Below are 12,560 nucleotides of genomic sequence, written 5' to 3' on the forward strand. Positions count from 1 at the left end.
CGCCGCCGGCGCCCTGGGGAAAGTTTTCAGGACGCTTGAGGGCGCCCTCGGAAGGATGTCGGTGTTCGGATAAGCGAGTGCGGGCGATTTAGCTCAAACCGCCCGCACCGGATAGCCTTAGATAGGAACCGCCCATTACCTTTGAAAGGAAGACGGTTTTAAGACGCTTACCAGCGATAGTGGCTGAAGGCGCGGTTGGCTTCGGCCATCTTGTGGGTGTCTTCGCGCTTCTTGACCGCAGTGCCGCGGTTGTTCGAGGCGTCCAGCAGCTCGGCGGCCAGCTTTTCCGTCATGGTGTTCTCGCCACGCTTGCGCGCAGCATTGACCAGCCAGCGGATCGCCAGGGCGCGACGGCGCTCGGGGCGGACTTCGACGGGCACCTGATAGGTGGCGCCGCCGACGCGACGCGAACGGACTTCGACCGACGGTGCGACGTTGTCCAGCGCGGCGTGGAAGGTCGCGACCGGCTCTTGGTCTTTTTTCTTGTCGGCCAGGATGTCGAAGGCGCCGTAGACGATGTTTTCGGCGACGGCCTTCTTACCTTCGTACATGACGTAGTTCATGAACTTGGTGACGATCAGGTCCCCGAACTTGGGATCCGGCAGAACTTCACGCTTCTGGGCGCGGTGACGACGCGACATAGGTTATTCCTTGCAGTGCCCGGCGCACGCCGGGAAGATCTCGAAAAGGCCTCCGGGCGCGACGGCCCGGAGAGGAATGGCTTACTTCGGACGCTTGGCGCCGTAGTGCGAACGACGCTGCTTGCGGTCCTTGACGCCTTGCGTGTCGAGCACGCCGCGCAGGATGTGGTAGCGAACGCCGGGCAAGTCCTTCACGCGGCCGCCGCGGATCAGAACAACCGAGTGTTCCTGAAGGTTGTGGCCTTCACCGGGGATGTAGCAAACGGCTTCGTAGCCGTTCTTGGCCAGACGGACCTTGGCGACCTTACGCAGAGCCGAGTTGGGCTTCTTCGGGGTCGTCGTATAAACGCGGGTGCAGACGCCGCGACGCTGGGGCGAACCCTCCAGAGCCGGCACCTTGTTACGGGTGGGCTTGGGCTTGCGCGGCTTGCGGATCAGTTGGTTGATCGTAGGCATTCGAAACTTATCTCGACTTCTGATGGAGGCGTGTGTCTTTCGACCGAAGCGCCTCTCGCCTTCTTGTGAACGGGGGACCATCCCCTCGCCCGGGTGTCATCGAGACTGAGAGCATGACCACCCAAACAGAAAAACCGGAACGCGCGCTTTGGGCGTTCCGGCGGCGCACAGGCCGTCCGTTAAGTTGTCACGATCTCAGCAACCGGCGAACCGGCCACGCCTCGAAAGTGGGCGGCTTTTACGCGCGATAGGGGCCAAGGTCAAGAAGGCGGCGTTAACACCTCGCCACCGCCGCCCAGTCCCTCAAAGCTTGGCCGTCTCCATTAGAACCGCAAGTTGCCTGAAACCCGCCACGCTTCGCGTCCAGCTTGATCCGAACGAAGGGTGACGGGGCGATGACCGCGACTGCAATCAGTCGAACGGGGCGGGCACAGCTAGACTGGCGCAAGGCCGGGCTGGCGGCGACCGCCGTGGGCCTCAACGCCGGCGCGATCGCCCTGCTGTCCCTGACCGACCTCGGTCCGCGCAATCGGCCGCTGCGAAGCGAACCGATGATCGTCTATCTGGATGACGCCTGGCCACGGCTGGCGCGTGCGCCGCAAGCAACGGCTCACATCGCTGACGGGCCTGCGTCCGCTACCCCGCCTCGCGATATGACGCCCACGACGCGGAATGATTCGCCGGGATCGGAGATCTCAGAAACCGCGCCGGCCTCCGCGCCCTCGATCATCCCTGCCGAGAACGATGCCATCGACGCCCGATGGCGGGTCGGACCGATCACACCGGGATCGAACGGCGCGTTCTTGTCCTGCGACGCTCCTCACCGACTGTCCCCCGACGCGCGACGCCGCTGCGAGGAACGCTGGGCCGGACGCGAGAACGCGCGCGCCATCGCCGGGACGGGGAATGCGGAACGCGATGCGACCTTCGCCCGACACGGCGCGCGCCGTCTGGCCGCATGGGAGGCGCAACGCGCCATGCCTACCCGTAGCGATCCGCCGTGCGAACGCCCGAACCCGGTCGCCGGTTGTGAAGGCGTGAACGTGCAAGTCGAGCTATTCTCGTCGCGGGACGGCTTCCTGCCCAACCTCAGAAAGCGCCGCGAATGACCGCCCTGCCCTTGCCACGCCCCGGACGGCCCGACTGGCGCAAGGCTGGGCTGGCCACGGCCTCTGTCGTCATCAACACCGCTCTGATCGCCCTCCTGTCGTTCACGGCGCCCGGCATCAAGAGGCCCGCCGTCCTCGCGGAGCCGCCGCCGATCTATGTCGACATCACGCCGCGCCCTCTCCTGCCCGACGAGCAGCCGCGCATCCCGGTCCAGACGCCCCCCGCCAGTGACGCCACGACCACGCCTCGCAACGCCCGCGAGGTCGCCGCCGCCCCCTCTGCACGCCTGGAGACGCCGCAGGATGTCCGCCCCGCGCCTCTGCGACCCCGGATCGCCGCGCCCTCGCCCCAGGGCGTCCCCGCCCCGCCCGACACCTGGACGGTCAATCCGAACGACCGCTCGAACGCCATGGCCCGCACCCTGCGTCAGGGCCTGATCGGCTGCACCACGCCCCAACAACTCAGCACTGCCGAGCGCGCCAACTGTCGCGAGGACGCCATGCGACGTGGCCTGAACGCCGCCCCCATCACCGGCACCGGCAATCCCGAGCGCGACGCCGCCTTCGCGCGTGAAGGCGCGCGTCGTCTGGCGGAATGGGAGCAACGCCGCCGCCCCTTGTCCGGCGGCGTGGGCGTCGTCGGCCCGGCGGACTGCGTCGGCTCGAACTTCGGCACAGGCTGCGCCGGCGCCCAGCTCCCCAGCGTCCCCGGCGTGGACATGCGCCAGGGCGCCGAGACGACGATCAACCGAGGCGAACGCCGCCGTCAGCCATAGAAAAAGGGCGGCGCCGTCGCCGGCGCCGCCCTCTTCATGTCTTCGCTTCCGAGACGGAAGATCAGCTTTCGCTGCTCTCCAGCTCCAGTTGCAGATCGGCCGGCAACGGCTCGATCGAGTCTTCGCGGGCCTGGGTCAGCTCTGCATCGCGATCGTTGGCGATCTTCTGCAGGGAGCGCAGGTAGGCGCCGGTGCCTGCCGGGATCAGTCGGCCGACGATGACGTTTTCCTTCAGGCCTTCCAGCATGTCCTTCTTGCCGTGGACCGAGGCGTCGGTGAGGACGCGGGTGGTCTCCTGGAAGGACGCCGCCGAGATGAAGCTGCGGGTCTGCAGCGACGCCTTGGTGATGCCCAGCAGGACGGGCTGGGTGGTGGCCAGACGACCGCCACGCTTCTCGACCTTCTGGTTTTCCAGAACGGCTTCGGCGACTTCGACGGTGTCGCCGCGGATCAGGGTGGTTTCACCCGAATCCAGCACTTCGACCTTTTGCAGCATCTGACGCACGATGACTTCGATGTGCTTGTCGTTGATCGGCACGCCTTGCAGGCGATAGACCTCCTGCACTTCGTTCACCAGATACTCGGCCAGCGCCTCGACGCCTTGGATGCGCAGCAGGTCGTGCGGATCCGGGTTGCCGTCGATGATGTAGTCGCCCTTCTGGATCAGGTCGCCGTCCTGGACGGAGATGTACTTGCCCTTCGGGATCAGGAACTCGACCGGTTCAGCCTGCACGCCGTCGGCGTTGACTTCCGGCGTGATCTTGATGCGGCGCTTGTTCTTGTAGTCGCGACCGAATTCGACGCGACCATCCATCTCGGCGATGACCGCGCAGTCCTTGGGACGGCGAGCTTCGAACAGTTCGGCGACGCGCGGCAGACCGCCGGTGATGTCGCGGGTCTTGGCGCCTTCGGTCGGGACGCGGGCGATGATCTCGCCCGGCTTGACCTCATCGCCGTTCGACACGGACAGAACCGCGCCCACGGGCAGCAGGTAACGGGCGTCTGAGCCCGAGGCCAGCTTGGCGTAGCCGTCACCCAGGGTGACGCCCATGGCAGGACGCAGGTCCGAACCACGCGGGCTGGCGCGCCAGTCGCTGACGACGCGCTGGGCGATGCCCGTCGCTTCGTCGGTTTCTTCCTTCACCGACAGGCCTTCGACCAGATCCTCGAAGCGGATGATGCCGCCGACTTCCGTCAGGATCGGGGTGGTGTAGGGGTCCCACTCCGCCAGACGTTGGTTCTTCTTGACCTCGCTGCCTTCCTTGACGCGGATTCGGGCGCCGTAAGGGGCCTTGTGCGTCTCGCGATCCTTGCCGTCCACGACCACGGTCACGATGACGTTGCGGCTCATGGAGACCAGGTCGCCGTGGGCGGCGACGACGGTCGGACCGGTGATCTTGGCCACGCCGGCGTTGGTCGCCTCCATGAAGGAGGTTTCCGCAACCTGCGCCGTACCGCCGATGTGGAAGGTCCGCATGGTCAGCTGGGTGCCCGGCTCGCCGATGGACTGGGCGGCGATGACGCCGACCGCTTCGCCGATGTTGACGTTGGTGCCGCGCGCCAGGTCACGCCCATAGCAGTGGGCGCAGATGCCGGCTTCCGCCTCGCAGGTCAGGGCCGAACGGACCTTGACCGACTGGACGCCGGCGGCCTCGACGACCTCGGCGACCTCTTCCACCAGATAGGTGTCGGCGGGGAACAGGACGTTATCGGTGCCCGGCTCCTTGATGTCCTCGGCCGCATAGCGACCCAGGATGCGCTGACCCAGCGAGACCAGCACGTCGCCGCCTTCCATGACCGCACGCAGCGTGATGCCGCGCGTCGAGCCACAGTCGATCTCGGTGACGATGCTATCCTGCGCCACGTCCACCAGACGACGGGTCAGGTAACCCGAGTTGGCGGTCTTCAGCGCGGTGTCGGCCAGACCCTTACGGGCGCCGTGGGTGGAGTTGAAGTATTCAAGGACGGTCAGGCCTTCCTTGAAGTTCGAGGTGATCGGCGTCTCGATGATCTCGCCGGAAGGCTTGGCCATCAGGCCGCGCATGCCGCCCAGCTGCTTCATCTGCGCCTGCGAGCCACGGGCGCCGGAGTTGGCCATCATGAACACCGAGTTGATGTCGGGGTTTTCACCCTCGATCAGCACGCGCGGTTGCGCGATCTCGGCCATCATGGCGTCGGCGATCCGGTCCGTCGCTTTGGACCAGGCGTCGACCACCTTGTTGTACTTCTCGCCGCGCGTGATCAGGCCGTCGGCGTACTGTTGTTCGTACTCCTCGACCTGGGTGCGGGTCTCGGCGACCAGCTCGACCTTCTTGGCCGGGATGACGATGTCGTCCTTGCCGAACGAGATGCCGGCTTTGGCGGCTTCGCGGAAGCCCAGGCCCATCATCTGGTCGGCGAAGATCACCGTCGCCTTCTGACCGCAGTGGCGATAGACCACGTCGATCAGATTGCCGATTTCCTTCTTGGTCAGGTTCTTTTCGAGCAGGCGATAGCCGACGTTCGGGTTGCGCGGCAGCAGGGCCGCCAGCTTCATCCGGCCCGGCGTGGTGTCGATCACCTTGGTGATCTCCTTGCCTTCGGCGTCCTGTTCCGTCCAGCGCGCCTTGATGCGCGTGTGCAGGGTGACGACCTTGGCGTCCAGCGCGGCGTCGATCTCGCCGATGTTGGCGAACAGCTTGCCTTCACCCGGCTCGCCGTCCTTGACCAGCGACAGATAGTACAGGCCCAGGACGATGTCCTGCGACGGCACGATGATCGGCTTGCCGTTGGCGGGCGACAGGATGTTGTTGGTCGACATCATCAGGACGCGCGCTTCCAGCTGGGCCTCAAGGCTCAGCGGGACGTGAACGGCCATCTGGTCGCCGTCGAAGTCGGCGTTGAACGCCGTACAGACCAGCGGGTGCAGGCGGATGGCCTTGCCCTCGATCAGCTTGGGCTCGAACGCCTGGATGCCCAGACGGTGAAGCGTCGGCGCGCGGTTCAGCAGGACCGGGTGTTCGCGGATGACCTCGTCCAGGATGTCCCAGACGGCGGGTTGCTCGCGCTCGACCATGCGCTTGGATTGCTTGACGGTGCCCGACAGGCCCTTGGCGTCAAGGCGCGCATAGATGAACGGCTTGAACAGCTCCAGCGCCATCTTCTTGGGCAGGCCGCACTCGTGCAGCTTCAGTTCCGGTCCCACGGTGATGACCGAACGGCCCGAATAGTCGACGCGCTTGCCCAGAAGGTTCTGACGGAAGCGGCCTTGCTTGCCCTTCAGCATGTCGGCCAGCGACTTCAGCGGACGCTTGTTGGCGCCCGTGATGACGCGACCGCGACGGCCGTTGTCGAACAGCGCATCGACGGACTCTTGCAGCATCCGCTTTTCGTTGCGGATGATGATGTCCGGCGCCCGCAGCTCCATCAGGCGCTTCAGGCGGTTGTTGCGGTTGATCACGCGGCGATACAGGTCGTTCAGGTCGGAGGTCGCGAAACGACCGCCGTCCAGCGGCACCAGCGGACGCAGTTCCGGCGGAATGACCGGCACGATGGTCAGGATCATCCACTCGGGCTTGTTGCCCGATTCCAGGAAGGCCTCGATCAGCTTCAGGCGCTTGGACGCCTTCTTGGCCTTCATTTCCGACGGGCTGTCCGCCAGCTCGCCGCGGTGCTTTTCAGCCTCGGCGTGCAGGTCGATGCCCATCAGCAGGTTGCGGACGGCCTCGGCGCCGATCTCGGCGGTGAAGCCGTCATCGCCGAACTCTTCCTGGTAACGATAGAACTCGTCTTCCGTCAGCAGTTGGTTCTGCTTCAGCGGGGTCAGGCCCGGCTCGGTGACGATGTAGTTCTCGAAGTACAGGACACGTTCCACGTCCTTCAGCGCCATGTCCAGCATCAGCGAGATGCGCGACGGCAGCGACTTCAGGAACCAGATGTGGGCGACCGGGGCGGCCAGGTCGATGTGACCCATGCGCTCGCGGCGAACGCGAGCCAGCGTGACTTCGACGCCGCACTTCTCGCAGATGATGCCCTTGTACTTCATGCGCTTGTACTTGCCGCACAGGCATTCGTAGTCCTTGGTCGGGCCAAAGATACGCGCGCAGAACAGGCCGTCACGCTCGGGCTTGAACGTACGGTAGTTGATGGTTTCCGGCTTCTTGATCTCGCCGAACGACCACGAACGGATCTTCTCCGGCGAGGCCAGGGCGATCTTGATCTGGTCGAAGGTCGGGGTGACCGGGACCGGGTTGAAGATGTTCAGGACTTCCTGGTTCATCTTGTTTTCCTTCTGCGGACTTGCCGCGAAAATTCAAAGAGGAGGACGGCGAACCCGTCTCCTCCCTGTCGCCTCTTGGCGATGGGGAGGGGGACCGCGAAGCGGTGGAGGGGCTCTTCACGCCGCACGGGCGGCAAAACCCCCTCCACCATCCTTCGGATGGTCCCCCTCCCCATCCCTTCGGGACAGGGAGGAGACGTCAGGCTCAGCTGTTCCCCAGCTCCACGTTCAGACCCAGCGAACGCATTTCCTTGATGAGCACGTTGAAGCTCTCGGGAATGCCGGCCTCGAAGCTGTCGTCGCCGCGGACGATGGCCTCGTAGACCTTGGTCCGTCCGGCCACGTCGTCGGACTTCACCGTCAGCATCTCCTGCAGGGTGTAGGCGGCGCCGTAGGCTTCCAGAGCCCAGACCTCCATCTCCCCGAAGCGCTGACCGCCGAACTGCGCCTTGCCGCCCAGCGGTTGCTGGGTGACGAGCGAGTACGGGCCGATGGAGCGGGCGTGGATCTTGTCGTCGACCAGGTGGTGCAGCTTCAGCATGTAGATGTAGCCGACCGTGACCGGACGCTTGAACTGCTCACCCGTTTGACCGTCGTACAGGATCGACTGGGCCGACTTGTTCAGCCCCGCCTCTTCCAGCAGGCGTTCGATGTCGCCGATGTGCGCACCGTCGAAGACCGGGGTCGCGAAAGGCACGCCCTTGGACAGGTTCTTCGCCAGTTCGATCAGCTCTTCCTCATCCTGCGGCAACGGGGTTTCCGGGCCGTAGATATGCGTCAGACGATCGATCAGGGCCTGCTTCTGACCACCACCCTGCCAGGCTTCCAGCAGACCGGAGATCTGCTTGCCCAGGCCGGCGGCGGCCCAACCCAGGTGGGTTTCGAAGATCTGGCCGATGTTCATGCGCGAAGGCACGCCCAGCGGGTTCAGAACGACGTCCACGTGCGTGCCGTCTTCCAGGTGCGGCATGTCCTCGATCGGCAGGATCTTGGAGATGACGCCCTTGTTTCCGTGACGGCCGGCCATCTTGTCGCCGGGCTGAAGCTTGCGCTTCACGGCCACGAAGACCTTGACCATCTTCATCACGCCGGGAGGCAGTTCGTCGCCGCGTTGCAGCTTCTCGACCTTGTCTTCGAAACGACGGTCCAGTTGCTTGCGAGCGTCTTCGAACTGGCGCTTCATCGCTTCCAGCTCGCCCATGGCCTTTTCGTCGTCCAGGGCGATCTGCCACCAAAGACCACGGCTGACCTCGGCCAGCTTCTCGTCGGTCAGCTCGCCACGGCCGATGCCCTTGGGCCCCGACACGGCGTTCTTGCCCACGATCAGCGGCTTCAGGCGGCCATAGACGTTGCGCTCAAGGATCTTGAGCTCGTCGTCGCGGTCCTTGCCCAGGCGTTCGATTTCGGCGCGTTCGATCGCCATGGCGCGCTCGTCCTTGTCGACGCCGTGACGGTTGAAGACGCGAACGTCGACGATCGTGCCGGCGACGCCGGGCGGCAGGCGCAGGGAGGTGTCGCGCACGTCCGAAGCCTTCTCGCCGAAGATGGCGCGCAGCAGCTTCTCTTCCGGCGTCATCGGGCTTTCGCCCTTCGGCGTCACCTTGCCGACCAGGATGTCGCCCGGCTGGACTTCGGCGCCGATGGCCACGATGCCCGCTTCGTCGAGGTTGCGCAGGGCTTCCTCGCCGACGTTGGGGATGTCGCGGGTGATTTCTTCCGGGCCCAACTTCGTATCACGCGCCATCACTTCGAACTCTTCGAGGTGGATGGAGGTGAAGACGTCGTCGCGCACGATGCGCTCCGAGATCAGGATGGAGTCTTCGAAGTTGTAGCCGTTCCAGGGCATGAAGGCGACGAGGGCGTTGCGGCCCAGGGCCAGTTCGCCCAGGTCCGTCGACGGGCCGTCGGCGATGACGTCGCCGGCCTTCACCTGGTCGCCAACGCGCACGATCGGGCGCTGGTTGATGCAGGTCGACTGGTTGGAACGCTGGAACTTCGACAGGCGATAGATGTCCACGCCCGAACGGGCGGCGTCCACGTCGCCGGTGGCGCGCACGACGATCCGGGTGCCGTCGATCTGTTCGACGACGCCTTCACGACGGGCGACCACGACGGCGCCGGAGTCCACGGCCACGACCGCTTCCATGCCGGTGCCGACCAGCGGCGCGTCCGACTGCACCAGAGGCACGGCCTGACGTTGCATGTTCGCGCCCATCAGTGCGCGGTTGGCGTCATCGTTTTCCAGGAACGGGATCAGGGCGGCGGCGACCGAAACGACCTGTTTCGGCGACACGTCCATCATGTCCACGGCGTCGCGGTTCAACAGCTGGGATTCGCCGTTGATCCGGCCGGGGACCAGGTCCTCGACGATGCTGCCGTTCTTCAGTTCGATGTTGGCCTGGGCGATCGTGTATTTCGACTCTTCCATGGCCGAGATGTAGACCACCTCGTTCTGGGCAACGCCGTCCTTCACGCGACGGTACGGGCTCTCGATGAAGCCGTACTTGTTGACGCGCGCGTGGGTGGCCAGCGAGTTGATCAGGCCGATGTTCGGGCCTTCCGGCGTTTCGATCGGGCAGATGCGGCCGTAGTGGGTCGGGTGGACGTCGCGGACTTCGAAGCCTGCGCGCTCACGCGTCAGACCGCCCGGGCCAAGCGCCGAAAGGCGACGCTTGTGGGTGATTTCCGACAGCGGGTTCGTCTGGTCCATGAACTGCGACAGCTGCGACGAACCGAAGAACTCGCGAACCGCAGCGGCGGCCGGCTTGGCGTTGATCAGGTCGTGCGGCATCACCGTGTCGATATCGACCGAGGACATGCGCTCCTTGATGGCGCGCTCCATCCGCAGCAGGCCGACGCGATACTGGTTTTCCAGCAGCTCGCCGACCGAACGGACCCGGCGGTTGCCCAGGTTGTCGATGTCGTCGATCTCGCCGCGACCGTCCTTCAGGCCGACCAGGATTTGCAGCACTTTCAGCACGTCGTCCTTGCGCAGGACGCGGATCTCGTCGGAAACCTCGGGGGTCTCCAGGCGCATGTTCATCTTGACCCGGCCGACGGCCGACAGGTCGTAGCGTTCGCTGTCGAAGAACAGCGAGTTGAACATGTTCTCGGCGGCTTCCGGGGTGGGCGGCTCGCCCGGACGCATCACGCGATAGACGTCGAACAGGGCGTCTTCACGGTTGTCGTTCTTGTCCACCCGCAGGGTGTTGCGCATGTAGGCGCCGACCGTGACGTGGTCGATGTCCAGCACTTCGATGGTGGTGAAGCCGTTTTGCTCCAGCACTTCGATGGTGGGCGCATCCAGCTCGTCGCCGGCCTCGGCGAAGATTTCGCCGGTCTCGAAGTTGACGGCGTCATTGGCCAGGTACTTGGTGACCAGGGCGTCGGCGGCCAGCGACAGCGACGTCGTGGTGTCGCCCAGTTTCTTGGCGGCGCGCGCGCTGATCTTCTGACCGGCCTGAGCGATCACTTCGCCGGTGTCGGCGTCCACCAGGTCGAACTCCGGCTTCACACCGCGCCAGCGCTCGGCCTTGTACGGCGTGACCCAGCCCTCGCCGCGCTTCTCGTAAGGCACGGTCTCGTAGAAGGTCTTCAGGATTTCTTCGCCGTCCATGCCCAGACCCATCAGGAAGGTCGTGGCCGGCAGCTTGCGGCGGCGGTCGATGCGGACATAGACCACGTCCTTGGCGTCGAACTCGAAGTCGAGCCACGAACCGCGGTACGGGATCACGCGGGCGGCGAACAGCAGCTTGCCCGAGCTGTGCGTCTTGCCCTTGTCGTGGTCGAAGAAGACGCCCGGCGAACGGTGCATCTGCGAGACGATCACGCGCTCGGTGCCGTTGACGATGAAGGTGCCCTTGTCCGTCATGAGCGGGATGTCGCCCATGTAGACGTCCTGCTCCTTGATGTCCTTGACCGAACGGGCTCCCGTTTCCTCGTCGGTCTCGAACACGATCAGGCGCAGCTTGACCTTCAGCGGCGCGGCATAGGTCATGTCGCGCTGGATGCACTCCTCGACGTCGTACTTCGGCTCTTCGAACTCGTACGAGACGTATTCCAGGATGGCGCGTTCGTTGAAGTCCTTGATCGGAAACACCGACTTGAAGACCGCCTCGATGCCCTGCTCCTTGCGGACGCCCGGACGGACCTCACGCTGCAGGAACTGTTCGTAGGAAGCGCGCTGGACCTCGATCAGGTTGGGCATCGCCACCGCTTCGGGGATACGCCCGAAGGATTTGCGGATGCGCTTCTTGCCGGTGAACGAGGTGGCGGAAGCGATCTGACCGTTGATGGCGAGATCGTGGGCGACGTCAGTCATTCAGTGTTTCCCATGACGCGCGACCCGGGGAAGTCGCGCGTGAAATGCAGCAGCCACGGCGCGCGTCTCCGCGTCCGCAGCCAGGGTTTCGGCATCCACCCTCGGCCCGCTGCCGGGCCAGGACGCCTGAAATATACCGGCTCCCTGGGGAAGGAGCCGCGCCTTCGCACGGTCGGAGGGCGACGGACCGGGCCTCGGCGCTTGCGCGCAGACTCAAATGGAGTGTTGCGGGAACGTGCACATATACGCGCATTCTCGACGAAATAAAGGCCCCCGCGGAACCTTTTCCTCCCCATCGCTCGCGATGGGGAGGGGGACCGCCGGCGCAGCCGGTGGTGGAGGGGCTGCATCCGCATCACCGCCGTTGCAGAGGCCAACCACGTCATCTAGCGTCGCCATATGACACGCATCGCCCTGCCCCTGCTCGCCGCCCTGTCGCTCGCCGCCTGCGCCACGCATGGCGAGCCGGTCACCTATGCCGAAACCGCCTCGGCCGCCGCCCGCGCGGCCGCCCAGGTCGCGGGCCAGACCTCCCAGACCCCGCAACAAGCCTGGGACGCCGGCAACATCGCCTATCTGGCCTGGAACGGCGCCCGGCGCGGCTGGACGACCACCGAAAGCGGCCTGCAATACCGCCGCGTCGGCAGGGCCCATCCCAACGGCGCCCAGCCCTCCGGCTCCGACACGGTCAAGGTCCACTATCGCGGGACCTTCATCGACGGGCGCGAGTTCGACAGCTCCTATTCCCGCAACGAGCCCGCCGAGTTCCCCCTGAACCGCGTCATCAAGGGCTGGACCGAGGGCGTCGCCCTGATGCGGGTCGGCGAGATCTACGAGTTCGTCATCCCCGCCTCGCTCGGCTACGGCTCGCGCTGGGTCGGCGGCGACGAGCTTCCGCCCAACTCGACCCTGCGCTTCTCCGTCGAACTGCTAGACGTCAAGCCGGGCTGAGCCGGACAACAGGTCGCGGGGCGGAACGGCGACGGGACTTGTAGGGTT

7 protein-coding genes are annotated in these 12,560 nt (G+C 65.3%); 3 read left to right on the forward strand and 4 right to left on the reverse strand.

Features of this window, described 5'->3' with window-relative positions:
* Positions 1–167: 167 nt before the first annotated feature.
* The gene (gene rpsG / locus ACP69V_RS09250) at positions 168–641 is read right to left on the reverse strand and encodes a 30S ribosomal protein S7 (RefSeq protein ID WP_135195309.1); all 474 of its coding nucleotides are present in this window, start codon (positions 639–641) and stop codon (positions 168–170) included.
* 81 nt (positions 642–722) lie between these two features.
* Positions 723–1,097: a 30S ribosomal protein S12 gene (rpsL, locus tag ACP69V_RS09255; RefSeq protein WP_008260482.1), complete on the reverse strand. Its 375-nt coding sequence runs from the start codon at positions 1,095–1,097 to the stop codon at positions 723–725.
* A 395-nt stretch (positions 1,098–1,492) separates the two neighbouring features.
* Here rpsL and ACP69V_RS09260 point away from each other — a divergent pair, with 395 nt between their 5' ends.
* A complete protein-coding gene (locus tag ACP69V_RS09260) occupies positions 1,493–2,206 on the forward strand; it encodes a hypothetical protein (protein WP_426023578.1) in 714 nt (237 codons plus the stop codon).
* On the forward strand, positions 2,203–2,982 hold the full coding sequence (locus ACP69V_RS09265; protein WP_426023579.1) for a hypothetical protein: 780 nt from the start codon (positions 2,203–2,205) through the stop codon (positions 2,980–2,982). Before ACP69V_RS09260 ends, ACP69V_RS09265 begins: the two co-directional genes overlap by 4 nt.
* Positions 2,983–3,043: 61 nt before the next feature.
* On the opposite strand, the gene rpoC is transcribed toward ACP69V_RS09265, so the two are convergent.
* Both rpoC and rpoB read right to left on the reverse strand, forming a co-directional pair.
* A complete protein-coding gene (gene rpoC / locus ACP69V_RS09270; protein WP_426023580.1) occupies positions 3,044–7,240 on the reverse strand; it encodes a DNA-directed RNA polymerase subunit beta' in 4,197 nt (1,398 codons plus the stop codon).
* Positions 7,241–7,445: 205 nt separating this feature from the next.
* Positions 7,446–11,561 (reverse strand): DNA-directed RNA polymerase subunit beta, encoded by a 4,116-nt coding sequence (gene rpoB / locus ACP69V_RS09275; protein WP_346495969.1) that lies wholly within the window; start codon positions 11,559–11,561, stop codon positions 7,446–7,448.
* A gap of 399 nt (positions 11,562–11,960) precedes the next feature.
* On the opposite strand from rpoB, the gene ACP69V_RS09280 reads away from it, so the two are divergent.
* Positions 11,961–12,512: an FKBP-type peptidyl-prolyl cis-trans isomerase gene (locus ACP69V_RS09280; RefSeq protein ID WP_426023581.1), complete on the forward strand. Its 552-nt coding sequence runs from the start codon at positions 11,961–11,963 to the stop codon at positions 12,510–12,512.
* The last annotated feature ends 48 nt before the right edge of the window (positions 12,513–12,560 follow it).

The sequence above is a fragment of the Brevundimonas sp. PWP3-1b1 genome (assembly GCF_049896065.1).
In the GTDB taxonomy this organism is placed as follows: Bacteria; Pseudomonadota; Alphaproteobacteria; order Caulobacterales; family Caulobacteraceae; genus Brevundimonas; species Brevundimonas intermedia_B.